Origin of the sequence: Pseudogemmobacter blasticus, from assembly GCF_003071405.1 — a bacterium.
GTDB classification, from domain to species: domain Bacteria; phylum Pseudomonadota; class Alphaproteobacteria; order Rhodobacterales; family Rhodobacteraceae; genus Pseudogemmobacter; species Pseudogemmobacter blasticus.
This window is the reverse complement of the sequence record NZ_CP020470.1, coordinates 2,087,583-2,111,945: the sequence shown is the minus strand read 5'-3', so window position 1 is coordinate 2,111,945 and position 24,363 is coordinate 2,087,583. Positions and strand designations below refer to the sequence as shown.

The following is a 24,363-nucleotide window of genomic DNA, read 5'->3' as shown; positions in this document are numbered from 1 at the left end:
GCGCCGGGCTTTCGTCTTGCGTTTGGCCCGGCTAGACTCGGCCCATGCCTGCCGATGCTCCGCCCGAATTTCACCTTCCCGATGAAGAGGTTTCCCGCCGCTTTGGCGCAACCCTGGGCCATGCCCTGCGCCCCGGCGATACGGTCTTGCTGGATGGTCCTGTCGGCGCCGGCAAATCGCACATCGCCCGCGCGGCAATCCGGGCGCTGTGTGGCGCGGCGACCGAGGTGCCGTCGCCCACCTTCACGCTGGTGCAAACCTATGACGGGCCAGAGTGCGAAATCTGGCACGCCGACCTTTATCGGCTGACCGGCGGGCATGAGGTTGATGAACTGGGCCTGACCGAGGCGATGGGGCGCGACATCGTGCTGGTGGAATGGCCCGACCGGCTGGGCTCACGCGCGCCCGGCAACGCGATGCGGCTGACCCTGACCATTGAAGGCGACGGTCGGCGGGTGCGTCTTGCCCACGCGCCCGCGCAGATTCTGGCTGCGCTTGAACAAGGCACAAATTCATGACCCGCGACCGCGAAGCCGCCAAGACACTATTCCTGCGGCAGGCCGGTTGGGGCGCGGCGGTACGGCGGCATCTGGCTGGTGATGCTTCGGCCCGGCGCTATGAACGGCTGGAACAGGGCGCGGATCGTGCCGTGCTGATGGACAGCCCGCCCGGCGCTGGCGATGATGTGCAGGATTTCCTGCGCATCGACGCGCATCTGACGGCCATCGGGCTTTCCGCGCCGAAGATTCTGGCTGCCGAACCCGCCCAGGGTTTCCTTTTGCTCGAAGATCTGGGCGACAACCTTTACACGGCAGCGGTGGCGAAGGATCCGGCGCAGGAAGCCCCGCTCTATGCCGAGGCGGTTGAAGTGCTGCTTCACCTGCAACGGGCCGCGCCGCCAGCCCCGGTGCCTGATCTTTCCGCCGAAGACTGGGCGCGATCGGCGGGCTTCGTGCTTGATTTCTACGCGCGCGCCGCGACCGGGGCCGTGCCGGATGGCGACGACTTTCATGCCGCCCTGACCACGTTGTTGCAGACCCATGCCGACGGGCCGCGCATCCTGATCCTGCGGGACTATCACGCCGGAAACCTGCTTTGGCTGCCCGATCGGCGCGGGCTGGCGCGGGTGGGGCTGCTGGATTTTCAGCAGGCGCAGATGGGGCAACCGGCCTATGACCTTGTGTCGTTGTTGCAGGACGCGCGGCGCGATGTGGCGCCCGAGGTTGAAACTGAGGGCGTGGCGCGGATGGCGCGGGGGCTGGGGTTGACGGTGGCCGATCTGTCGCCGGCCTATGCCACGCTGGGGGCACTGCGCGCGCTGCGGATTCTGGGCATCTTCGCGCGCCTCTGTCTGGTGGATGGCAAGCCCGGCTATCTTGATTTCGTGCCCCGGGTCTGGGGGCAGTTGCAGCGCAACCTTTCGCACCCGGCACTGCACGGACTGCGCGACCTGTGCGGTGGTCTGTTGCCGCCCCCCACCCCTGAAACGCTGACCCGGATTCGTGCCCAATGCGCCCCTTCCCGCTGATGCTGTTCGCTGCGGGTTTCGGCACCCGTATGCGCGAACTGACGGCCATCCGGCCCAAGCCGCTGGTTCCCGTTCTGGGCGAAACGCTGCTGGACCGGGCGCTGAAGCTGGCCGAGGACGCGGCTTGTGCGCCGGTGGTGGTGAATGTGCATTACCTGGGTGGCCAGATCATCGACCATCTGGCCGGGCGACCGGGGGTGCAGATCAGTGATGAACGTGCCGCCATTCTGGATACCGGCGGCGGCTTGCGTGCAGCGTTGCCGACGCTGGGGCCGGGGCCGGTGATGACACTGAACCCCGATGCCGTCTGGCGCGGGCCGAACCCGCTGTCGCTGCTGGCCAAGGCCTGGGAGGGTGACCGGATGGATGCGCTGCTTCTGGTCAAGGACCGGGCGCAGGTGCGCGGGCGCAGCGGCAAGGCCGATTTCCGGTTGGATGCGGAAGGCCGGATCACCCGCGCCGTGGATGAGACGGGCAGCCTGTATCTGGGTGCGCAGATTTTGCGAACAGATGCGCTTTCAGCCATAACAGAGCCTGTTTTCTCGCTGAACCGCCTTTGGGACCGGATGATTGCCGAAGGGCGGGCCTATGCCTTGCCCTATGCCGGAGACTGGTGCGATGTGGGCAGCCCCGAAGGGCTGGCCGAAGCCGAGGCGATGCTGCGGGAGGGGGGCTGATGTTCGCAGGCCCGGGCCCGCATGTCTTTGGCCTGCCACCCGGCGCCGATTTCCCGGCACGGCTGGCCGATGGGCTGTTGCAACGTCTGGAGGGGCAGCCGCCCGAGGCGCTGGCCCGGGTCACGGTGTTCCTGAACACCCAGCGGATGCGCCGGCGGTTGCGGGCCTGCCTGACCGCGCGCGGCGCAACGCTGCTGCCGCGGCTGCGTCTGGTTACCGAACTGGGTGGTGATCCGCTGCTTTGCGGCGCCGAACCAGCGGTTTCCGGTCTGGGGCGGCGGCTGGAGCTTGTGGTGCTGATTGACCGGATGCTGCGGGCCGATCCGTCTTTGGCCCCGCGCGGGGCGCTGTTCGATCTGGCCGACAGTCTGGCCGCCCTGATGGACGAGATGCGCGCCGAAGGCGTGGACCCCGAGGCAGTGGCTGCCCTGGATGTTGAAGGCCACGCGGCGCATTGGGCGCGTAGCCAGCGGTTCCTGTCGCTGGTTGAGCGGTTCTTCGATGCCGATGCCCGCCCGGATGCCGAAGCGCGCCTGCGCGCCGCGACATTGCGGCTGATCGAGGGCTGGCAATCTCGGCCGCCGGCCGACCCGGTGATCGTTGCGGGTTCGACCGGATCGCGCGGCACAACCGCCCTGTTGATGCAGGCTGTGGTGCGGTTGCCCCAGGGCGCGCTGGTCCTGCCGGGGCATGATTTCGATCTGCCGGAACAGGTTTGGGACAGCATGGCTGATGCCATGGCGCACGAGGATCACCCGCAGTTCCGCCATCGCCGGCTGATGGCGCTGCTGAAGGTCGCCCCCCGCGATGTGTCGGAATGGACCACCGGCGCTGCGCCAGATCCGGCCCGGAACCGGCTTTTGTCGCTGTCGCTGCGGCCGGCCCCGGTTACCGACCAGTGGATTACGGAAGGCGGAGCCCTTCCGGGGCTGTCTGCCGCCACAGCCGCGTTGACCCTGCTTGAAGCACCCACCCCGCAGGCCGAGGCGATGGCCATCGCCCTGCGGCTGCGACAGGCGGTTGAGGAAGGGCAGAGCGTGGCGCTGATCAGCCCCGACCGTGATCTGACCCGCCGCGTCAGTGCCGCGCTGGACCGCTGGGGCGTGCTGCCGGATGACTCGGCTGGTCAACCTTTGCCGCATACGCCACCTGGCCGGCTGTTACGGCTGACGGCGCGGGCGATGGGGCGGCGGCTGGCAGGGGCGGATCTGCTGGCGCTGTTGAAACATCCGCTGGCCTTTGCCGGCGCCGACCGCGGGCCGCATCTTCTGTTGACCCGCGATCTGGAACTGGAACTGCGCCGCAACGGCCCGGCCTTTCCCGACATTGCTTTCCTGACGGCCTGGGCGGCGGGGCGGAAAGAGGTCTTGGCACCGGATTGGGCAAGGGCACTTTGCGCCGTGTTAGAGACGCTTTCTGACACGGCAGAGGCCCCGCTGCCCGCCATGATCGCCCGCCACAGGGCGGTGACCGAGGCTTTGGCACGCGGCACCGATTGGGCCGCTGCGGGTGAGGTGCCCTGGGACAAGGCCGCCGGGATCGAGGCGTTGCTGGCGATGACCGAGTTTCAGGCCGAGGCGCCCGAAGGCTTTGTCCTGTCACCGCTGGATTACCCCGCGCTGCTGGATGGCGTTCTGGCCCGACGCGCCGTGCGTGACGCGGTGCTGACGGATGAGCGCGTGCAGATCCTTGGCCCGCAAGAAGCGCGAATTCAGGGTGCCGATCTGGTGATTCTGGCCGGGCTGAACGAAGGCATCTGGCCGGGCCAGCCCGGCCCCGACCCCTGGCTGAACCGCAAGATGCGGGCCGAGGCGGGCCTTTTGCTGCCGGAGCGGCGGATCGGTCTGGCGGCGCATGATTACCAGATGGCCGCTGCCGCGCCGCAGGTGGTGCTGAGCCGCGCCCTGCGCGATGCCGAAGCCGAGACGGTTCCATCGCGCTGGCTGAACCGGCTGGTCAACCTGCTGGCCGGCCTGCCTGACGGTGGCGGCCCCGATGCGCTTGCACAGATGCGGGCGCGGGGGGCCGATCTGCTGGCGCAGGCGGTGGCGGTGGAGCGGCCGCTTCCTTCCGCCCCTGCGGCGCGACCCGCGCCGCGCCCGCCGGTTGCGCTGCGCCCGGCACGGCTGTCGCTGACCGAAATCGAGCGGCTGATCCGCGACCCCTACGCCATTTATGCCAAGCATCTGCTGAAGCTGCATCCGCTGTCGCCACTGCGGGCCGACGCCGACGCCCGCCTGCGCGGCGAAGTGGTGCACAAGGTGATGGAGACGCTGCTGAAGGCTGGCCCGCTGCCCGCAGACCCCGAGGCGGCGGTGGCGCGTCTGCTGGATGTGGCCGATACGGTGCTGGCGCAGGATGTGCCCTGGCCGGTGGCGCGGACGGTCTGGCGCGGGCGTCTGGCGCGGATCGCGCGGCCCTTTGTCGAGGCGCTGGCGCGTGAGGGTGGCACGCCGGTGCTGCTGGAAGAGAAACATACGGCCACCTTCGCCCATCCGCCTTTCACGCTGGTCGGTAAACCTGACCGGATTGACCTGTTGCCCGATGGCAGCCTGCGGATCGTCGATTACAAGACCGGCAAGCCGCCCGGCGAGAAAGAGCAGAGGTATTTCGCCAAGCAGTTGCTGCTGGCGGCGGTGATGGCGGATATGGGGGCCTTTCCGCAGGTGGCCGGTGCCGAGGTGCGCGAGATTGTCTATCAGGGCCTTGGAGCCGACCTGAAGGCGGAACGCACCGTGATGACGCCCGAGTTGATTGCCGCCACGCGCGATGAACTGCTGTTGCTGTTGCACGCCTGGGCCGAGCCGGGGCGGGGATATACCTCGCGCCGGGCGGTGTTCGAGGTGAAATGGCCGGGCGATTATGACGATCTGGCCCGCCACGGTGAATGGGATGCGACCGATGCCCCGGTGCCCGAGGATGTGCCATGAACCGGCCTGTTCCTTCCGACGCCTCGCTGGCCCAGATCGCGGCTGCCAATCCGGATGACAACGTCTGGCTGGTGGCCAATGCCGGATCGGGCAAGACGCGGGTTCTGACCGACCGGGTGGCGCGGCTGCTGCTGCGCGGGGTTGATCCGCAGAACATTCTTTGCCTGACCTATACAAAGGCGGCGGCGGCCGAGATGCAGAACCGGCTGTTCAAGCGGTTGGGTGAATGGGCGATGGCCCCGGAAGGGCCGCTGCGCGACAGTCTGGCCGACCTGGGCGAAGGTGACCTGCCGCCCGAACAGTTGCGTCTGGCGCGGCAGTTGTTTGCCCGTGCCATCGAAACCCCGGGTGGTATCCGCATCCAGACCATCCACAGCTTTGCCGGCAGCCTGCTGCGGCGGTTCCCGCTGGAAGCGGGCGTATCGCCGGGCTTTCAGGAGATTGACGACCGCAGCGCCGCCCAACTGCGGGCGGATGTGCTGGACGCCATGGCCGAAGGGCCGGATTCTGCCTTGTTAGAGACGGTTCTTGAAGATTCCGGCGAAGACCTTGATGCGCTGGCGCGGGCGGTCATCGGCCGAAAGACGGCTTTTGAGGGCCGGTTGGACGAGGCGGCGCTGCGCGCATCCTTTGGCCTGCCCAAGGGGCTGGACAGTGCTGCCTTGCTGGCGCAGGTGTTTCTGGGCAGCGAAGCGACGCTGCTGGCGGCGATCCTGCCGGCGCTGAAAAGCGGCACGGTGACCGACACGAAAGCCGCGGGTGTGGTCGAAACCCTGCCGCCACTGCCCTCGCTTGCAGCCTTGCGGGGTCTTGAAGGGCTGCTGCTGACCGGCGCCGGTGCCAAGGCGCCTTATTCGGCCAAGATAGGGTCTTTCCCGACCAAGAAGACGGCCGAAGCCATTGTTGCCCACAGGGCCGCGCTGGAGAACCTGATGGTGCGGGTCGAATCTGCCCGACCTTTGCGCATGGCGCTTGAGGCGGCCGAGGCGGCCGTGCGGCTGCATCGTTTTGCCCGGGCCTTCCTGCGCCGGTATGAGGCTGCGAAATCTGCCCGGGGCTGGCTGGATTTCGACGATCTGATCCTGCGCGCAACCGATCTGCTGACCGACCCTCTGGTCGCGCCCTGGGTATTGTTCCGGCTGGATGGCAACCTTGACCACGTTCTGGTGGACGAGGCGCAGGATACCAGCCCCGGCCAGTGGCGCATCATCGAGGCGCTGACGCAGGAATTCACCGCCGGCGAAGGCGCGCGGCGGGTGCCCCGGTCGCTGTTCGTGGTGGGCGACAAGAAACAGTCGATCTACTCGTTCCAAGGCGCAGATGTGGCGGCCTTTGACGACGTGAAGGGCAAGTTTTCGGGCCGGTTCAACGCCGCCAAGGCACCGTTGCAGCAGTTGCCCCTGCAACATTCGTTCCGCTCGTCCCGCGCGATCCTGGAGCTGGTGGATCGCTGTTTTGACGGCCCCGCCTCTGAACCGCTGGGCGGTGCGTTCCGGCATCTGGCCTTTCACGAAGATTTGCCGGGCCGGGTCGACATCTGGCCTTCCGAACCCCCGCCCGAGAAGCCCGAGGAAGGCGCCTGGTACGAACCCGTTGACCTGATGGCCGAGAACGACGCGACGGTTGTTCTGGCCCGCCGGATTGCCGGGCAGATTGCCACGATGATCGAAACCGGGGTTCAAATCCCGGATGACCCGAAAGCCGGCACCTTCCGCCCGGTGCAGGCCGGGGATTTCCTGATCCTTGTGCAACGCCGCAAGGAGGTGTTCGCCGAAATCATCCGCGCCTGCAAGGCGGCCAACCTGCCGATCGCCGGGGCAGACCGCCTGATCCTGACCGACGATCTGGCGGTGCGGGACATCCTGTCGCTGCTGGCCTTCCTGAACACACCCGAGGACGATCTGGCGCTGGCAACAGCGCTGCGGTCGCCGCTGTTCGGCTGGTCGGAAAAGCGGCTGTTCCGGCTTGCCCAGAGCCGCAAAGGCTATCTCTGGGAAGCATTGCGCAATGACCCGGCCGAGGTTGAAACCGTCGCCGTCCTGCATGACCTGCGCAACCGGGCCGAGTTCCTGCGGCCCTATGAACTGATCGACCGGGTGGTGACACGGCACGGGCGGCGGCCAATGATCCTGGGCCGGATGGGTGCCGAGGCCGCCGAGGCGCTGGACGAGTTGCAGGCCCAGGCCCTGGCCTATGAACGCAGCGAGGTGCCGTCGCTGACCGGCTTCCTGGCCTGGATGCAGGCGGGCGAGGTTGAGGTGAAGCGCCGGCCAGAGGCCGAGGGGGGGCTGATCCGGGTGATGACGGTGCACGGGGCCAAGGGTCTTGAGGCGCCGATTGTCATTCTGCCCGATACCGCCGACCGCCGTCTGGACGACCGCGATGCGGTCCTGCTGGTGGCGGACGGCGTGCCGGTCTGGGCCGGGCGCAAGGAGGAGAACCCCGCCGTGGTGGCCGCGGCCAAGGCCGAGCGCAGCGCCGCCCGCAAGGCCGAGAACCTGCGGCTGCTGTATGTGGCACTGACACGGGCAAAAAGCTGGCTGATCGTGGCGGCGGCGGGCGAATGTGGCCCCGAATCGTGGTATGGAATGGTCGAACGGGGCGCCGCGACCCTGCCGCTTCAGCCCCTGGCCGAAGGCGTGCGGCGGTTGCAGGTGGGGCACTGGCCCACGGATGCCCCCGCGCCTGTGCGGGCCAAGCCAGAGATTGCCGCACCTGATTGGGCGCTGGTTGCAGCGTCACCGCCCCCTGCGCCGTTGGCCGAGGTTTCGCCTTCGGCGCTGGGCGGTGAGAAGGTGGTGGCGGGCGAACCGCTGGATGCCCCGGGCTATGATCCCGTGTTGCGGGGCAGTCTGCTGCACCTGCTGCTGGAGCATCTGCCGGGCCTGCCGCAGGCCGACTGGGCGGCGCTGGCAGAACAGATCGGCGCGCTTGATGTTCTGGACGAGGCGACGGCGATCCTGTCGGAACCGTCTCTGACATGGCTGTTTCAGCCCGGAACGCTGGCCGAGGTGGCGGTTTCCGCGCCGTGGAACGGGGCGGTTCTGGCGGGCAGCATCGACCGGCTGGTGGTGACCCCTGATGTGGTGACCGCCATCGACTACAAATCGAACCGGCGGATTCCGGTCCGCCCTGAAGAGGTGCCCGAAGCCTATTTGCGGCAGTTGGGGGCCTATGCCCACGCGCTGCACGCCATCTACCCCGACCGCCGGATCGAGACCGCGATCCTGTGGACACACGGGCCGGTGCTGATGCCGCTCTCTCTCGATATCGTGAGGGCTGCGCTGGGCCGGGCCGCTATCCCTTGACGATTCCCGGCCCGGTCCATACCTTCGATAACCGACAAATCCCCTCAGGAGAACCGCCATGGGCGCTGCCACCGTCGCCGTCACCGATGCCACCTTTGATGCCGAAGTCCGCAAGTCGGACGTGCCGGTGGTGGTGGATTTCTGGGCCGAATGGTGCGGCCCCTGCCGGCAGATTGGCCCTGCGCTGGAAGAACTGGCGGCGGAATACGCCGGCAAGGTCAAGATCGTGAAGGTGAACGTGGACGAGAACCCGGAAAGCCCGGCGGTTCTGGGTGTGCGGGGCATACCGTCGCTGTTCCTGTTCAAGGACGGTCAGGTCGTGTCGAACAAGGTTGGCGCCGCGCCCAAGGCCGCGCTGGACAACTGGATCAAGTCGGCGATCTGATTTTCGCCTGCGTCAAGAGCAAGGGGCGGTCTGGAAGGGCCGCCCTTTTGTTTTGCGCCTGCCGCCGCCATATTGGGCAGCGAAACGACGGAGAGACAGATGGCCGACGACAAGTTTCCCGGCTGGCATGGAACCACGATCCTGGCGGTGCGCCGGGGCGGTGAGGTGGTGGTGGCCGGCGACGGGCAGGTAAGTCTGGGCCAGACCGTCATCAAGGGCACGGCCCGCAAGGTGCGGCGGCTGTCGCCCGGCGGCAAGGATGTGGTCTGCGGCTTTGCCGGCAGCACGGCGGATGCCTTCACCCTGCTGGAGCGGCTGGAGAAGAAGCTGGAGGCCGCCCCGGGGCAGTTGGCGCGGGCCTGTGTCGATCTGGCCAAGGACTGGCGCATGGACAAGTACCTGCGCAACCTTGAGGCCATGCTGATCGTTACCGATGGCGCGGCGCTGTTCGTGATCACCGGCGCGGGCGATGTGCTGGAGCCGGAACATGACATCGCCGCCATCGGATCGGGCGGCAACTTCGCGCTGGCCGCGGCGCGCGGGCTGATGGAAACCGATCTGCCCGCCGAGGCCGTGGCGCGCAAGGCCATGGCGATTGCTGCCGACATCTGTGTCTATACCAACGGCAATCTGACGGTCGAGCGGATCACCGCATGACAGGACTGCGCTTGTCAGGCGTCCGGGATCACGGCATCGGCGGCGGCAAGCGCCTGCCCGATCTGTGCAATCGGAACCGACAGGGCTCGGTCGCCTTCCCGTCTGGCGCCCTTGATGGCACCGGCAAGGGTATCAAGCACCTCGGCTCTCAGGGCCCGGGGAAGATGCACCTCCAGCCCCATCCGCTGTTCATTCGACAGGCGCAGCAGCCGAAGGTGCTGTTCCTCGGGGCGGCCGTGCAGGAAAAGCCGCAGGAACTTGCGGTCATGCCGCAGGTCCGCGACCATGCCCCGTGGCAGCGCGGCGCGCAGATCGGCAAAGACCGTCAGCCAATAGGTGCGCGCGTCGGCGGCCTTCAGCACTTCGGCGGCTTCGGCGGGATGGGCCTCGGCAAGCGTCAGTGGGCCGGCGTAAGGCTGGCCCCCGCAGACGACCCAGGTCGCCTGATGCGTGGCCCAGTCCGGGAAAAGCTGCATGAGCGGGGTCGCGTTCCAGAACTTGTGCGGCCCGATGGCATGAACCAGAAGCGCATCTTCGACCCCGCCTGTCATGACCGGGTGGTTGAACCGCATCGGCCAGGCAGTGACGGGCAGATGCAGGCTGGCGGCGGCCAGATACCAGGGCATTTCGGCAATCTGCGACGGGGGGGCCTGTTCCACAAGGTGCGCCGCCATCCTGTGAATCAGTTCGACCGAACCGCCCCGCTCCAGGAACCTGCGCGATACGCCGATCACACCGCCGTTCAGCAAGGGAACAGCGGGATCAAGGTCAAGGTGACGGAACACCGACAGCACCTTCTCGCGCCGCGCGAAGGCGCCTTCGGGCAAGGGGCGCCAGGCCAGACAGTCGAAATCCCACAGCGGCGCCAGCGGCCCGCGCACCAGAATGTCGGCGTCCAGCCAGATGACGCGCTCGTACTCGTCCAGCAGGGCGGGCAGTTCCAGCTTGGTCAGCACAAGCGGGCTGAAATGGGCCAGATAGGGCGCAACCCGCGCGTCATCGACCGTGACCCCCAGCCGTTTCGCCACATCGGCTGCGGTGAAGGGCAAAAACCGGCAGCGCGGCCACAGCCGCAGGAAGGCGGTCTGCTGATCTTCGGGCAACCCGTCGTGATAGATCACCACGGTCGCATCGAAGGCCGGGTCGCGCGCCAGGGTCGACGCCAGAAGCGCCCCCGCAGCGAAGGCGTAATTCGTGGTGAACCCCAAAACGATTGCTCTGGCAGACATCACCCGACCCCCATGCCGGGCGTCATGTGGTCAGCCGTCCCTTCCCCTGTCAAGGAAAACCCATGACTCCCGAAGACCTTCGCGCCGCCGTTGCCGCGGGCCTTGTCACCGAGGCGCAGGCCGCCTCGATCACTGCGCTGGCCGACAGCCGGTCGGGCCGCCGCGCCGCCATGCAGGCCGAGGATGAACCGTTCGAGTTCTTCCGCGGCTTCTCCGAGATCTTCATCTCGATCGGTCTGGTGATCCTGCTGACCGGCGTTTCCCTGATGCTGACATGGTTCGGTGGTTTCGGCCTGCTGGTGGCGGTGCCGCTGATCACGGCAGCGATTGCCTGGTGGTGGGCGGGCTATTTCACCCTGCGCCGGCGAATGACGCTGCCGTCAATGGTGCTGGCCAGCGCGTTCGGGGCCGGGCTGATGATCTTTATCGTCACCCTGCTGGGCCAGAGCGGCCTGGATGAACGGATGGTCGGGGTGCTGGCCTTTGCCCTGTCGGCTGCGGGTATGCTGCTGTGGTATCGCCGGTTCAAGCTGCCCTTCGCGGCGTTCCTGACCGGGCTTCTTGTGCTGGGCATGATCTATGCGATCACGGCATCAACAGCGAACCTGATCGCGCTGGCGTCTGGCGGCAATGGCTGGGACCGGCTGTTCGACCTGACGGAAAGCCCGGCCTTCGCCACCGCGACGCTGCTGTTCGGCATCGGGGCCTTTCTGGTGGGCATGTGGTTTGACACCCGCGATCCGCACCGTCTGGGCCGGCACGCGGCAACCGCCTTCTGGTGCCATCTGCTGGCCGCACCCGCGCTGGTGAACACGGTTGCGGTCACGCTGCTGAACAGCGGTGGCGGCACCGGAATCGCGCTTCTGTCGCTGGCTCTGTTTGTGATCACCATGCTGGCGCTGGTGATCGACCGTCGGTCTTTCCTGACGGCGGCGATTGCCTATATCGCGCTGGTCATCAGTTGGGTTGCCGGTGACAGCGGTGATTTCGGAACCTGGATCTTCGTTCTGATCGTGCTGGGGTCGCTGATCACCGCCATAGGCACCTGGTGGGTGCAACTGCGGGCCTTCGTGATGAAGGCGCTGCCAGACTTTCCCGGCAAGCACCGCCTGCCGCCCTATGCGAGGCCCGAATAGGGGTATGACGGATCAGGCTCCTTCCTTTTCGACCAGCCCTTGCAAAAGCGTCAGACGCTGGTCGACGAAACTGCCAGAGCAGGTTGCCAGATCGTGCATGGCGCGTACGAAGAACTGTCGATAGCCCTGACGCTCGGTGCACCAGGCCAGAAGCTTTACCCCCTGCGGCGGATGAACTAGCGCCAGCGGCAACACGCTGCGCTGCGACGGCTGATCCGAAAGGTCGGTATAGGCAAAGAAGACCGGCTGCGAGGCCCCGATCGCCCGGTGCAGCAGCGCAAGGTCGTCTGCCGAGGCCGGCGGCATGTCTACCCTGTAGAAAGTCGACGGCCGCACATCGAGCGCACAGTAAAGCCGCGCCAGCAAGGCGCCTTCGGGGTCTGTTGCTGCCAGGCGCTCCATGGCTGCCCGCGCCGCGGCGGCAGCCACCGGGTCGCCGCGGTGCATGGCCAGCGCCAAGCCGCGCAGCGCGGCATCGCGCAGATCGGGGTCAGGGGCGGTCTGGGCCGGGGCGGTAACGGGGCCGGCCACGGCCACCATCGCCCCACCCATCACCCGCAGCCCAAGGGCGCGGCGGGTCAGGCGAAAGAGACCGGACGAGCGGGCGGGGTACATGGCCATGGTCCTTGTGGCACAATGGAAAAGGGCGACGGCCATGCGCGTGCGATGGCCTGTTGTCCAGCCGCTTGCTTGAAACGCGGGCGGGCCGTCTTTAAGTGGTGCAGAACCGTCACAGGAGCGAGCATGACCGACCTGACCCCGCGCGAGATCGTGTCCGAGCTGGACCGCTTCATCATCGGCCAGAAAGAGGCCAAGCGCGCCGTGGCGGTGGCCTTGCGCAACCGCTGGCGGCGGAAGCGGCTGGCCGATGACCTGCGCGATGAGGTTTATCCGAAGAACATCCTGATGATCGGACCAACCGGCGTGGGCAAGACCGAGATCAGCCGCCGTCTGGCCCGTCTGGCCAGGGCGCCGTTCCTGAAGGTCGAGGCGACCAAGTTCACCGAGGTGGGCTATGTCGGGCGCGATGTGGACAGCATCATCCGAGATCTGGTGGACGTGGGTCTGAACGACACCCGCGCCCGGATGCGCGACGAGGTGCGCGACCGCGCCCGCCGTGCCGCCGAGGACCGGGTGATCGAGGCGCTGGCCGGGACCGATGCGCGCGATGCCACGCGCGAGATGTTCCGGGGCAAGCTCAAGCGGGGCGAGCTGGACGACACGATGATCGAGATCGAGGTTGTCGATGCCGCGCCGCAGATGCCGATGATGGGCGGCGCGCCCGGCATGGAAATGCAGATGCAGGGGTTGCAGGATCTGTTCAAGGCCTTCGGGTCACGCGGCAGCCGCAAGCGGATGACGGTGGCGCAAAGTTTCGACGTGCTGCTTGGGCAAGAGGCCGACAAGCTGCTGGATGACGAGGCGGTGCGCGCGGCGGCGCTTGAGGCGGTGCAGGAAAACGGCATCGTCTTCCTGGACGAGATCGACAAGATCTGCGCCCGGGCCGAAACGCGCGGCGCCGATGTCAGCCGCGAAGGCGTGCAGCGCGATCTTCTGCCACTGATCGAGGGAACGACGGTTTCCACCAAATATGGGCCGGTCAAGACCGACCATATCCTGTTCATCGCCAGCGGGGCGTTCCATATTGCCAAGCCGTCGGACCTGCTGCCCGAATTGCAGGGGCGATTGCCGATCCGGGTTGAGCTGGGTCCGCTCAGCGAGGCGGATTTCGTTCGCATCCTGACCGAAACCGACAATGCGCTGACACGGCAGTATTCCGGCCTGATGGGTACGGAAGAGGTGGCGGTGCGCTTTACCGAAGGCGGCATCGCGGCGATTGCCAGCATCGCCGCCGAGGTGAACCGCAGCGTCGAGAATATCGGGGCGCGGCGGCTTTATACCGTGATGGAGCGGGTGTTCGAGGAGCTGTCCTTCACCGCCCCTGACCGGGGCGGGGAAGAGGTGGTAGTGGACGAGGTGTTTGTCGAAAAGAACGTCGGCGCGCTGGCGCGGTCGGCCGATATTTCGCGCTACGTCCTTTAAGATCAGGCCAGCGGCGGCAGGCCACAATCGGCGCGCAGGGCCGGATCGCGGAGATCCAGCTCTTGCCCTGCGCGGTCTGCGGCGGCGGTGGTGCACAGCCAGGCAATGCAGCGGGCGGGTTGATCGGTAGGGGCCAGCGCGCTGCGCGGCAGTTGCGACACCTGGTTGATGCCCGAGGCGCGGATGGCCCCCTGCATGTCGGTATCCACTACGCCGGGGGCAAGCCCGTAGACCCGGATGCCCAGCGGCGCATATTCCAGATGGACCGATTTGGTCAGCATGGCCAGCCCCGCCTTGCCGGCGCAATAGGCGGCCCAGCCTTCCTGCGGGCGATGCGCCGCGCCGGACGACACGTTGACGATCACCCCCCGCCCGCGTGCCGTCATGGCCGGCAGGCACAGGCGGATGGCATCGAACTGTGCGGTCAGATTCGTCTCTATGCTTGCGGAAAACGCCTCGGGCGTCAGATCGGTGATGCGCCCGATGGGGGATACGACGGCCGCGTTGTTCACCAGGATGTCAAAGCCCGCTGCGGTGATTTCAGCCAGCCGGGCGCGGTTGGTGATGTCGCACAGCAGGCCGGTGCCTGCGCCGTTCAGCGCGGCTTCGGCACTGGCCAGACTGTCCTCGGTGCGGGCGGTGAAGGTGACGCGGGCACCAAGGGCAGCCAAGGCGGAAACGGTGGCCAGCCCGATGCCACGGGCGCCCCCTGTAACAAGCGCTGTCTGGCCAGAGAGGGGGAGGGTCATCATTCGGGCCTTTCCTGCGGGGTGAAACCCACATAGCCGACAGACCTTTCGCTTTCCATGACTGCGTGAAAGAACGGGCGGCGGAGTGTCTGTCTCATGCCCTTTCTCGCCTTTCTGCGCGCCAATGCGCCCTTCCTTCTGGCGGGGTTCCTGCTCTCGTTGCTATCCAGCTTCGTGCTGACCTATTTCCTGTCGCCCTTTGGCGCCGAGATCCGGTCCGAATATGGGCTGTCGCATGGAAGCTGGGCCACACTTTACGCGGGGTCTACCGTGGCCGGGGCGATTGCGATGGTCTGGGCGGGGCCGTTGCTGGACAGGTTCCGTGTGCGGACAATCGGGGTGGTGTCGCTGCTGGGGTTGGCGGGCGCGTCGGCGCTGATGGCGGTGAATCCCAGTGTGGTGACGCTGCCGGTGGTGATCTTTCTCTTGCGGTTCCTGGGGCAGGGCATGGTGGTGCAGGCCGCCGGCGTGGCGATGAGCCGGTGGTTCGTCGGCAGCCGGGGGCGGGCGCTGGCGATTGCCGCGCTGGGGTTCAGTGTGGGCGAGATCGTGCTGCCGCTGGCCTTTACCGCCGCCAAGGCGGTTGTGCCGTGGCGCTGGCTGTTCGTGCTGGCGGCGGGGCTGATTCTGGTCAGCCTGCCGGTCTTGCTGCGGCTTTTGCGGCTGGAGCGGACACCACAGCAGATGGCGACGGGCGAAGACAGCGCCGGATTGGCGGCGCGGCACTGGACACGGGCCGAAGCCCTGCATCACGGACTGTTCTGGTGCGTGCTGCCGGCGCTGATGGTTCCGTCTATGTTCATCACGGTGATCTTCTTCCATCAGGCCCATCTGGCCGAGGTGAAGGGTTGGTCGCATCTGGGGCTGCTGACGGTGATGCCGTTCTACACCCTGGCGGCGGTTGTGGGCATGTTTGCCACCGGCGTGGCGCTGGACAGGATCGGCACCCGGCCGATGATGCCGCTGTATCTCCTGCCGCTGGCCGCGTTCCTGCTGCTGTTCCCGAATGTGCAGAGCCTGTTCTGGGCCGGTCCGGTTCTGGCCTTGATGGGTCTGACGGCGGGCGCGCAGGCGACGGTGCTGATGGCCTTCTGGGCCGAGATCTACGGCACGCGGAACCTGGGCGCGATCCGGGCGCTGACCGGGGCGATCATGGTTTTCGGCACGGCTGTCGGGCCGATGCTGGCGGGCGAACTGATCGACCGTGGCATCGAGATTGATGCTCAGATGGGCGCGATGGCTGCGGTCACCCTGGTTTCGGCAGGGCTGGTGGCCTTTGGTCTGCGGCGCTTTGCCGGTGGATTTGGCCGCACTTGACCGGGGCGTCCTACCCCGTCACACAGGGACCATGAAGGTATTGTCAGTCCTTGTTGCCCTGCTGTTCCTGATCGCCTGCAGTCCGCGGGGCGAGTTCCTGATGCTGGCCGATATTCCGGCCGAGAAACAGGCCGAAGCCACCACATCGGGCGTGCGCGAAGTGGTGTTCGTCGGCACGTCACGCAAGGAAGAAGATGGCATTTTCGGCTTTGGCCGGTCAGAACAGGCGCGGTTCCTGCGGTATGACATCCTGGTGCCCTTCAACCGCCCTCTGGGCGAGGTGAGCTGGCCCCGCAGCGCCAAGCGGGCCGATCCGAAGACCGATTTCCTGACGCTTGACGGCATCGGCTATGACACCGCCGCCGATTTCCGCGGCGCGCTGCGCGAGTCGATGGCGCGGCGCAAGCAGCGCGACGTGGTGGTCTATGTTCATGGCTTCAACAACACCATGGCCGAAAGTGTGTATCGCGTTGCGCAGATGCACTATGACCTCAAGGTGCCGGGCATTGCGGTGCATTATGCTTGGCCAAGCCGCGGGTCGCCCTTCGGATATGTCTATGACCGGGATTCGGCGCTGTTCGGGCGCGACGGTCTGGAACAATTGCTGCACGAAGTCGCGCTGTCCGGTGCCCAGCGGATTGTGATCGTCGCCCATTCGATGGGGGGCGCGCTGACGATGGAGACGCTTCGCCAGACGGCCATCCGCAACGACAAGCTGGTGCTGGGGCATATCGGCGGCGTGGTCCTGATCTCGCCAGATCTGGATGTTGATCTGTTCCGTGCCCAGGCCCATGCGATGGGACGCCTGCCGCAGCCGTTCCTGATCTTCGGCAATACCAAAGATTCGATCCTGAACCTGTCGTCCAAGATCGCCGGCGCGCCTGACCGGCTGGGCAACCTGAGCGATCTGGCACAACTGGGGGATCTGGAGGTCACCTATTTCGATACGGCGGCCTATAATCAGGGGGCGGGGCATTTCAATCTGGGCACCTCGCCGGCGCTGATCCAGCTTCTTGGCGGGATCGCGAACATCGACGCGGCCTTCCGGGCCGAGGCGGCCAGTCGCGTGGGCCTGCTGCCCGGCGTGGTGCTGACCGTGCGCAATGCGACCGGCATCATCCTGGCGCCGGTCGAAGCGGCGGTCGATTAACGCCGGCGCAGATAGACGTAGAACGCCCCGGCGCCCCCGTGTTTCAGATGCGCTTCTGACACCTGCAACACGGCCTGTCCCAGCGGCGGCAGTCGCAGCCAATGCGGCACCTGATGGCGCAAGGCGCCGGTGGGGCGCGGCACGGGTTCGAACATGGCCCGCCCCTTGCCGGTGATGACCAGCACCAGCCGCAGCCCCTGCGATTGCGCGTTCAGGATGAAGCGGATCAGCTCGGGGTGCGCTTCGGCCAGGGTCATGCCGTGCAGGTCAAGCCGCGCTTCGGGCGCCAGCTTGCCCCGGGTCATGCGCGCATGGGTCTTGGCGTCCATCTGCAAGGGCTGGGCCGTGGGCGAAGGCGCCAGCACATGCGGGCGGGCCAGCGGCGCCTGTTCACCCAGCCGGAACTGCGGCAGGCGGGGCTGAGCCAGCACCCTCGGGGCCTCTGCCGGGGGCGGCGTGGGGGCCAGCGCCTCGGGCAGCGGCAGGTGGGTGCCGTGCATCGGCCGGGCGGTGCGGGCGACCGCGTGCCAAAGCTCGGCCTCCTCGGGCCGCAGGTGACGACGGCGCGACATGGGTCAAAGCCCTTCCAGCATGGCGAAGGCGCGGTCGATGGGCAGCAGCAGCACCATACGGCCGCCGTCCTTGACATCGCCCGCGGCATCGCCTGCCGCATCGCCGAAGCCATAGAAGATGTCAGCCCGCTGCGCGCCCTTGATGGCACCGCCGGTATCCTGTGCCACCATCAGCCGGTTCATGGGAACGCGGCCTTCCTTTTCAATCCAGACCGGGGCGCCAAGGGGCGTGTAGGCCGGGTCAACCGCCAGCGACCGCAGCGGCGTGATTGACCGGCCCATGGCCCCGATCGGCCCCTTGTCGGCGGGCAGGTTCGCGATCTTGCGGAAGAAGATGTAGGACGGGTTATGGTTCAGAAGCTCGGCCCCCAGATCGGGGTTGCTGCGGACCCAGGCGGCGATGGCCCCCGCAGACACCTGATGCGGCAGGAAATAGCCGCGGCGCACGAGTTCCTGCCCGATGGACCTGTAGGCGTGGCCATTGCGCCCGGCATAACCCACGCGGATGACCGAACCATCGGTCATGCGGATGCGGCCAGAACCCTGGATGTGCAGGAAGAACACCTCGACCGGATCGTCCAGCCAGGCGATCTCAAGCCCACGGCCGCCAAGGGCGCCGCCTTCGATGCTGGCGCGGCTGTGATAGACGGTTCCATCGGCCAGTTCCGGCGGACGGCGATAGATGGGCCAGGCATAGCGCGGGGTGCGGACGGCGGAGCCGGTCAGTTCGGGTTCGAAATAGCCGGTGAACAGCGCCGGAGGTGTGCCCACGATGACCGGGCGGAAGAACAGTTCGAAAAAGGCGCGGGCTGAGGCATCGTCGCGCGGCACATCGCGGGCCAGCTGGCACAGCGGGCGCCAGTCGGCGGCATCCAGCAGGTCACAGGTGTCAAGAAAGGCCGCCAAGGCGGCGGCCTGTCCATCCTGCTGCCAGCCGGCAAGGGATTCGAAGTCAACCACCTGGGCGCGGACGGGCGGTGCGGCCATCAGGGCCACCGCAAGCGCAAGATTGCGAAAAGCCCCGCCCATGCCAAGGATCAGTCGCCGGTGGCCACAAGTTGCCAGTTCGGATCGTCCGCGCCCATCTTGCGGGCAAAGGTCCAGACATCGCGCTGACGCTTGAGCGCCTTGGCGTCACCTTCCACCACTTCGCCGGCCTTGTTGCGAACAACCGAGGACAGTTCGCCCACGAAGCGCACGGTGATTTCAGCCATCTCAGAGCCGCGGGTGAAGGTCGCCTCTTGCAGGGTCATTTCCTTGAGGCCGACGAAGTTGGATTCGATGGTCAGCCCTTCGCGTTCGCGCGCGGCGATCACTTCGGCGAAACTGGCCTCGACATCGTCGGACAGGAAGGGGCGGATGCTGTCAAGATCGCCCTTTTCAAAGGCGGTCAGGATCATCTCATAGGCGCCGCGCGCGCCTTGCAGGAAGGTGCCAACCGAAAAGGCCGGTTCGACCAGTTTCATCGCGGCCAGCGCCTTGGCCGAGGACGATCCATCGGGAACGTGGTCGATGATGTCGCGGTCGGGGCCGCCCTCGATCACCTCGAAATCGCGCTGCACCCGCGGTTTTACCGCGTCCAGCGGAACAGGCGGCTTTTCGAACCCGTCCCGTGTGCCAAGAACGGACTTCAGCTTGAGGATCAGGAAAATGGCGATCCCTGCAAGGACAAGAAGCTGGATCAGCGACGAATTCATCAGACACCCTTCCGCTCTGCGCCTTGGGTTGGCGCCGGTTTGCCCTTATGTAGGGAGGTGTCGGCGCCAAGTAAACCTTGGGGCCATTCACGGCTGCGAAGGAGGCCGTCTGATGTGGGTCTTGCTGGCCATTCTGGCCTGGCCTCTGGTGGAAATCGGGCTGTTTGTCGAAATCGGCGGGCGGATCGGGCTGTGGCCCACGCTGGCCTGGGTGATTGCAACGGCGGCGCTGGGCATTCTGGTGATGCGGACCGAGGCGGCGCGTGGTCAGATGCGGCTGCGGCAGGGCCTGTCGGCGCTGGGGCGGCCCGATGCAGGGTTGGGGCGGGGCGTGTTCCGCGGCCTTGCCGGGCTTCTGCTGGTGCTGCCGGGGTTCCTGACCGATGCGCTGGGGCTGATCCTGCTGCTGCCGCCGGTGCAGGATCTGCTGACCGCGCGTCTGATGGCGCGGGTCACCGTGGTGCAGGCCGGTGGCCGCTCTGCCCCGCCTGAACCCGATGTGATCGAGGCCGAGTGGGAAGAGGTGCCCCCGTCCGAGGTGGGGCGCCGGGGCCGGTCGGGCTGGACCGAGGATTGACAGGGCCATCAGTCATTGAGCGCGCGCCGCGCCTCTGCTAGGCACAGCGTCGAATTCACGTTGTGCGCGTCAGGCAGGGTGCCCGACCGCGAAGGAGGATCAATGGCCGAAGAAGCCCCCGCCCAGCCCGCCGGAAACGGCGCCCAGTTCGCCCCGCGGATGCAGATTCTGGCGCAATATGTGCGCGACCTCAGCTTTGAGAACGTTCTTGTCCAGAAAGGCGTGGGCCAGTCCGAGATTCAGCCGGACATGCAAGTCGCCGTCAGCCTGGACGCGCGCAAGCGCAGCGCCGAGAACCAGTATGACGTGATCCTGAAGTTCAAGGTGGCCAACCGGAACAAGGTGACCAACGACGTGCTGTTCCTGCTGGAGCTGGAATATGGCGGCACCTTCCACATCGAAGGCGTGCCTGATGACCAACTGCACCCCTATCTGCTCATCGAATGCCCGCGGATGCTGTTCCCCTTCGTTCGCCGCATCATCAGTGATGTGACGCGCGATGGCGGCTTCCCGCCGCTGAACGTGGATACGGTCGATTTCCTGACGCTGTATCGTCAGGAACTGGCACGCCGGGCGCAGGCCAGCGCGGCCCAGCCGACCCCGCAGCCGAACTGATCAGATCAGGCGGGCTCCGGCCCGCCACACACCCCGCAGGCTGAAATCCGCGCCAAGGTGGACGAAATCCGCCACGGCCCCGGGCCGCAGATGCCCCAGATCGGCCCGGCCCAGAACGGCGGCGGGGCGGCTTGTGGCCATGGCGAAGGCGGTTTCGGGCCGTGTGCCCGTCATCGCCACCAGATTGCCAATCGCCTGCGGCAGCGTCAGATCGGCGCCGGCCAGCGTGCCATCTTCCAGCGTCAGCCGCCCGTTACGCCGCAGGATGCGCCGTCCGCCCAGGGTGAATTCGGTCTGGTCAGAGCCGGCCACGGCCATCGCATCCGTCACCAGATAGATGCCGGCCGTATTGGCGGCCAGCGCCACCCGCATGGCCACCGGGTGGACGTGATGTCCATCCGCAATCAACCCGCCGTTCAGCCCGCCCACCAGCGCCGCGCCAACCAGACCCGGTTCGCGGTGCTGAAGCTGGCTCATCGCGTTGAAAAGATGCGTCACGCAGCGGGCACCGGCAGCAATGGCCGCCTGCGCCTCGGCATGGGTGCAGTCGCTGTGGCCAAGGCTGACAATCACCCCGGCGCGGGTCAGCGTGGCAATCTGCTCGGGCGTGACCGAGGCGGGGGCGACCGTTACCAGCAGGGCAGGCAGGCGTTTTCTGCCTTCACAGAGACGATTCAGATCATCACCTGTCATCGGGCGGATCAAGGCCGGATCATGCGCACCCTTGCGGTGCGGGTCCAGATGCGGGCCTTCCAGGTGCAGGCCCAGCAGGCCCGGCGTTCCCTCCGCACGGGCAGCCGCGTCGATCAGCGCGGCGGTCGCCTCGGCCGTGTCGGTGATCAGGGTCGGCAGTACGCCGGTTGCCCCCAACCGGGCATGGGTCTCGCAGAAGGCGCGCAGATCGGCGGGGGTGGTCTGCCCCGAGATCATCTGCCCCCCCGCGCCATTCACCTGAAGGTCAAGCAAGCCGGGCAGAAGATAGCCGCCGGCCAGGGAAACAGTCTCTGCTGCGGCGGAATCCGTCACTTTGCCGTCTGAAACGGTCAGGTCGGCAACGGGGTGCAGGCGGGTGCCGTCGAACAGGGCGGCGCCGGTATAGCGGATGGGCATCAGACGGTTTCCGTGACCTTGCGCAGATGGGGGGGCGTGTCGGGATCAAAGCCGCGACGGCGGGAAAGGTGTTCGGCAAAGGCATAAAACGCCACCGCCAGAACCAGCGGCGCGACCAGCGGATGCAGCCCCGCGACCGAAGGCAGCGTGGTGACACCGGGCGCCGTGGTTCCGGTCAGGAAGACATCCGCCCCCTGTCCGGCCAGACGCCCGGCCGTGGTGGCGACATGGGGCAGGGCGGCATCCTCGACCCCCAGCGCCAGCACGGGGAACTGTGCCTGCACAATTGCCGCCGGGCCATGCAGCACCTCGGCGGCGGAATAGCTTTCGGCATGAAGGCCGCAGGTTTCCTTGAGCTTGAGCGCGGCTTCAGCGGCAATGGCGAAGGCAGGACCGCGGCCCAGAACATAGGCATGGCTGGCACGGGACAGCCGGTCTGACAACGGTGACCAATCCAGCTCCAGCGCGGCGGAAAATGCTTCGGGCAGGGCGTGCAGGGCCGCGCGCAGGGCCGCATCATCCTGCCATTCGGCCAGCAGCGCCAGCCCGGCCAGAACCGAGGTGACGAAGGTCTTGGTCGCGGCGACGCTTTTTTCCTCGCCCGCGTGCAGCGGAAGGCAATGTGCGCAGGCCAGCGCCATCGGGCTGTCGGCAAAGTTGGTGATTGCAATGGGAATTGCCCTGCCCGCACCGGCGGCGCGCATCATTTCCACGATGTCGGGGCTGCGGCCCGATTGCGAGATGCCGATGCAGGCCGCGCCGGACAGCCGCAGCGGACGGCCATAGATCGAGGCGACCGAAGGGCCTACGCTGGCAACGGGGATGCCGGCCAGCAGTTCGATAGCGTATTTCAGATAGGTTGCCGCATGGTCGGACGATCCGCGCGCCACGGTCACGACCAGCGCAGGATCGGCTTTCCGCAAGGAGAGAGCCGCTTTTTCAACCACACTTGCACTTTGCAAAAGGAAGCGGGCGGTGGCTTCGGGAATCTCGGCCACTTCGCGGGCCATGTGGGTGGTCATGTCGGGCCTCCGTCCGGGGCAAGTTTCAGTTCGACGGCAAAGTCATAGGCATCGCCGCGGTAAAGAGAGCGGGTGTATTCCACGACCCTGCCATCGGGCAGATAGCCGATGCGTTCGATCCGCAGACCGGCGGCCCCGGCCGGGACAGCCAGAAGTTCGGCATCCCGCGGAGCAAGGTTGGCGGCCGAGATGCGCTGCACCGCGCGCACGGGGCGTTGACCATTGGCCTGAAGCGCATCGTAAAGGCTGGTAGCCACGGCTTCGGGGTCTGGCAGCGCCGAAAGCGGGATCGAGGCGCGTTCGATGGCCAAAGGCACTCCATCCGAACGGCGCACCCGTTCCAGCCGGGCGATGCGATCCCCGGCGCCCAGCCCCAGCGCCATGATCTCTTCCGGGGCGGGAGAGACGATCTGGCGCGAGAGCCAGAGGCTGTCAACGCTGCGGCCACGACGGGCCATATCCTCGGTGAAAGAGGTCAGCAGCGACAGCGCCTGTTCCAGCCGTTCCACCCGCTGCGCGACAAAGGTGCCCGAGCCGCGACGCTGGATCAACTGGCCCGAGGCGACAAGCGACTGGATCGCCTTGCGGATGGTCACGCGGGAAAGCCCGGTCATCGTGGCCATGTCCCGTTCGGCCGGCAGGCTGTCGCCGGGGGCAAGGCGGCCGCTGGTCATGGCGTCGGCGATGCGGCGCTGAAGCTGCAGGTAAAGCGGGCCGGAACCCGCGTCGTCAAACCCTTCCCGCGAGAAAATCTGTTCCATCACCCCACCTCGCGCGCCAGAAGAAGGGCGCCATCCAGCGCCGTGCCAAGGGCGGCGCGTTGCGGCAGATAGGGCAGCGCGGCGGCATAGGCCGGGCCAAGGCCGCCGGTGAAGGTGACCGGCAGGCCGGGGCCGGCCCCCAGTGCCTGCAGGATTTCGGCAATATCAGAGACGTTTTCTGCCCAAAGCGCGCGGGCGGCCGGATCGTCCGACGCAAGAATTTCCGGTGCAAGGGCGCCGAAGTCCCGTGGGGTGGCGGTCAGCGAAAAGGCGACCACGCCAGACGGCCCGCCGTGGCGGGCCAGCAAATCGCAGAGGAACGGGGTCAGCGGCGTGAATCCGTCATGGGCGCGCAGGGCCCGCGACAGGGCGGCACGGCCCAGACGCGCGCCTGAACCTTCATCCCCGAGGATCAGCCCCCAGCCGCCGAACTGCCGGGTTTCACCGCCCCGCTGGCGCACGAAGACCGATCCGGTGCCGATGGCCGCCAGCAGCCCATCAGCCCCCCCAAGCGCCCCGCGTGCGGCGGCGATGGCATCGGTCTCGATCCGGGCGGGAAAGGGGAGGGCGGCGGCAAGGCGTTCGGGGGCGCCCCTGGCATTGGCGCCGGCAAGGCCAAGCCCGGCACGCACCGCCCGAACATCGGCCGAAGGGCCTGCGGCACGGGTCAGCGCCTCGGAAACGCAAGCCAGAATGGTGCGGGCGGCAGCGTCGGCATCAGAGGCGATGTTGGCAGGGCCACCTTCCGCGCGGGCCAGAACGGCACCGGACGAATCAGCGACGGCAACCCGGCAGCCAGTGCCCCCTCCATCCACGCCGACAAGGTAGTGCATCCCGAATCCTCCCATAGCGCAATGATACCAAGATAATACCATTTGCAAAGGGATATTCTGTTTCCTG

General features: G+C 67.0%; 23 protein-coding genes. 13 read left to right on the top strand and 10 right to left on the bottom strand.

Translation table 11 applies throughout. The features are described from left to right. Nucleotides 1–44 precede the first annotated feature (44 nt). The 7 genes from tsaE to hslV all read left to right on the top strand — a co-directional run bounded on the left by tsaE (nt 45) and on the right by hslV (nt 9,485). A complete protein-coding gene (gene tsaE, locus B6K69_RS10315) occupies nt 45–518 on the top strand; it encodes a tRNA (adenosine(37)-N6)-threonylcarbamoyltransferase complex ATPase subunit type 1 TsaE (RefSeq protein WP_108643717.1) in 474 nt (157 codons plus the stop codon). Then, nucleotides 515–1,528, top strand: a complete 1,014-nt coding sequence (locus tag B6K69_RS10310; protein ID WP_108643716.1) for an aminoglycoside phosphotransferase family protein — start codon at nt 515–517, stop codon at nt 1,526–1,528. The genes tsaE and B6K69_RS10310 overlap by 4 nt, the downstream gene beginning before the upstream one ends. After that, nucleotides 1,510–2,205, top strand: coding sequence for a nucleotidyltransferase family protein (locus tag B6K69_RS10305; protein WP_108643715.1), 696 nt, complete (start codon nt 1,510–1,512; stop codon nt 2,203–2,205). Before B6K69_RS10310 ends, B6K69_RS10305 begins: the two co-directional genes overlap by 19 nt. Next, nucleotides 2,205–5,135 (top strand): double-strand break repair protein AddB, encoded by a 2,931-nt coding sequence (gene addB / locus B6K69_RS10300; protein ID WP_108643714.1) that lies wholly within the window; start codon nt 2,205–2,207, stop codon nt 5,133–5,135. The genes B6K69_RS10305 and addB overlap by 1 nt, the downstream gene beginning before the upstream one ends. Further along, on the top strand, nt 5,132–8,443 hold the full coding sequence (gene addA, locus B6K69_RS10295; RefSeq protein WP_108643713.1) for a double-strand break repair helicase AddA: 3,312 nt from the start codon (nt 5,132–5,134) through the stop codon (nt 8,441–8,443). Before addB ends, addA begins: the two co-directional genes overlap by 4 nt. A 58-nt stretch (nt 8,444–8,501) precedes the next feature. After that, complete coding sequence (gene trxA / locus B6K69_RS10290) at nt 8,502–8,828, top strand: thioredoxin (RefSeq protein ID WP_107671758.1); 327 nt, start codon at nt 8,502–8,504, stop codon at nt 8,826–8,828. 99 nt (nt 8,829–8,927) lie between these two features. Further along, nucleotides 8,928–9,485 (top strand): ATP-dependent protease subunit HslV, encoded by a 558-nt coding sequence (gene hslV, locus B6K69_RS10285; protein WP_108643712.1) that lies wholly within the window; start codon nt 8,928–8,930, stop codon nt 9,483–9,485. A gap of 14 nt (nt 9,486–9,499) precedes the next feature. Here the strand turns inward: hslV and B6K69_RS10280 are convergent, their stop codons facing one another. Next, nucleotides 9,500–10,714 (bottom strand): glycosyltransferase, encoded by a 1,215-nt coding sequence (locus tag B6K69_RS10280; RefSeq protein ID WP_108643711.1) that lies wholly within the window; start codon nt 10,712–10,714, stop codon nt 9,500–9,502. Between the two features lie 62 nt (nt 10,715–10,776). Between B6K69_RS10280 and B6K69_RS10275 the strand changes: the two genes are divergently transcribed. Next, the gene (locus B6K69_RS10275) at nt 10,777–11,850 is read left to right on the top strand and encodes a hypothetical protein (protein WP_108643710.1); all 1,074 of its coding nucleotides are present in this window, start codon (nt 10,777–10,779) and stop codon (nt 11,848–11,850) included. Nucleotides 11,851–11,862: 12 nt separating this feature from the next. Here the strand turns inward: B6K69_RS10275 and B6K69_RS10270 are convergent, their stop codons facing one another. Then, nucleotides 11,863–12,465 (bottom strand): WYL domain-containing protein, encoded by a 603-nt coding sequence (locus B6K69_RS10270; protein WP_164681932.1) that lies wholly within the window; start codon nt 12,463–12,465, stop codon nt 11,863–11,865. A gap of 129 nt (nt 12,466–12,594) precedes the next feature. Between B6K69_RS10270 and hslU the strand changes: the two genes are divergently transcribed. After that, a complete protein-coding gene (hslU, locus tag B6K69_RS10265; protein WP_108643708.1) occupies nt 12,595–13,893 on the top strand; it encodes an ATP-dependent protease ATPase subunit HslU in 1,299 nt (432 codons plus the stop codon). A 2-nt stretch (nt 13,894–13,895) separates the two neighbouring features. Here the strand turns inward: hslU and B6K69_RS10260 are convergent, their stop codons facing one another. Beyond that, the gene (locus tag B6K69_RS10260) at nt 13,896–14,645 is read right to left on the bottom strand and encodes an SDR family NAD(P)-dependent oxidoreductase (protein ID WP_108643707.1); all 750 of its coding nucleotides are present in this window, start codon (nt 14,643–14,645) and stop codon (nt 13,896–13,898) included. 93 nt (nt 14,646–14,738) lie between these two features. Between B6K69_RS10260 and B6K69_RS10255 the strand changes: the two genes are divergently transcribed. Both B6K69_RS10255 and B6K69_RS10250 read left to right on the top strand, forming a co-directional pair. Then, the gene (locus B6K69_RS10255; protein WP_108643706.1) at nt 14,739–15,959 is read left to right on the top strand and encodes an MFS transporter; all 1,221 of its coding nucleotides are present in this window, start codon (nt 14,739–14,741) and stop codon (nt 15,957–15,959) included. A 31-nt stretch (nt 15,960–15,990) separates the two neighbouring features. Next, nucleotides 15,991–17,109, top strand: coding sequence for an alpha/beta hydrolase (locus B6K69_RS10250; RefSeq protein WP_164681931.1), 1,119 nt, complete (start codon nt 15,991–15,993; stop codon nt 17,107–17,109). Here B6K69_RS10250 and B6K69_RS10245 read toward each other — a convergent pair. From B6K69_RS10245 to B6K69_RS10235, 3 genes are read right to left on the bottom strand one after another with little or no spacing between them, the layout of a single operon-like run. After that, the gene (locus B6K69_RS10245; protein WP_108643704.1) at nt 17,106–17,681 is read right to left on the bottom strand and encodes a Smr/MutS family protein; all 576 of its coding nucleotides are present in this window, start codon (nt 17,679–17,681) and stop codon (nt 17,106–17,108) included. The genes B6K69_RS10250 and B6K69_RS10245 overlap by 4 nt on opposite strands. A 3-nt stretch (nt 17,682–17,684) precedes the next feature. Beyond that, nucleotides 17,685–18,710, bottom strand: a complete 1,026-nt coding sequence (gene mltA / locus B6K69_RS10240) for a murein transglycosylase A (RefSeq protein ID WP_108643703.1) — start codon at nt 18,708–18,710, stop codon at nt 17,685–17,687. An 8-nt stretch (nt 18,711–18,718) separates the two neighbouring features. After that, nucleotides 18,719–19,378 (bottom strand): Tim44/TimA family putative adaptor protein, encoded by a 660-nt coding sequence (locus B6K69_RS10235; RefSeq protein ID WP_108643702.1) that lies wholly within the window; start codon nt 19,376–19,378, stop codon nt 18,719–18,721. A 112-nt stretch (nt 19,379–19,490) separates the two neighbouring features. On the opposite strand from B6K69_RS10235, the gene B6K69_RS10230 reads away from it, so the two are divergent. Both B6K69_RS10230 and secB read left to right on the top strand, forming a co-directional pair. After that, on the top strand, nt 19,491–19,955 hold the full coding sequence (locus B6K69_RS10230; RefSeq protein ID WP_164681930.1) for an FxsA family protein: 465 nt from the start codon (nt 19,491–19,493) through the stop codon (nt 19,953–19,955). 102 nt (nt 19,956–20,057) lie between these two features. Then, the gene (secB, locus tag B6K69_RS10225; RefSeq protein ID WP_107671771.1) at nt 20,058–20,570 is read left to right on the top strand and encodes a protein-export chaperone SecB; all 513 of its coding nucleotides are present in this window, start codon (nt 20,058–20,060) and stop codon (nt 20,568–20,570) included. On the opposite strand, the gene nagA is transcribed toward secB, so the two are convergent. From nagA to B6K69_RS10205, 4 genes are read right to left on the bottom strand one after another with little or no spacing between them, the layout of a single operon-like run. Beyond that, nucleotides 20,571–21,680 (bottom strand): N-acetylglucosamine-6-phosphate deacetylase, encoded by a 1,110-nt coding sequence (gene nagA, locus B6K69_RS10220; protein WP_108643701.1) that lies wholly within the window; start codon nt 21,678–21,680, stop codon nt 20,571–20,573. It lies immediately after the preceding gene. After that, entirely contained in the window at nt 21,680–22,702 is a 1,023-nt protein-coding gene (locus B6K69_RS10215; RefSeq protein WP_108643700.1) for an SIS domain-containing protein, read from the bottom strand. Before B6K69_RS10215 ends, nagA begins: the two co-directional genes overlap by 1 nt. Further along, a complete protein-coding gene (locus B6K69_RS10210) occupies nt 22,699–23,463 on the bottom strand; it encodes a GntR family transcriptional regulator (protein ID WP_107671774.1) in 765 nt (254 codons plus the stop codon). The genes B6K69_RS10215 and B6K69_RS10210 overlap by 4 nt, the downstream gene beginning before the upstream one ends. Further along, nucleotides 23,463–24,296: a glucosamine kinase nucleotide-binding domain-containing protein gene (locus B6K69_RS10205; protein WP_108643699.1), complete on the bottom strand. Its 834-nt coding sequence runs from the start codon at nt 24,294–24,296 to the stop codon at nt 23,463–23,465. The genes B6K69_RS10210 and B6K69_RS10205 overlap by 1 nt, the downstream gene beginning before the upstream one ends. Between the last annotated feature and the right edge of the window lie 67 nt (nt 24,297–24,363).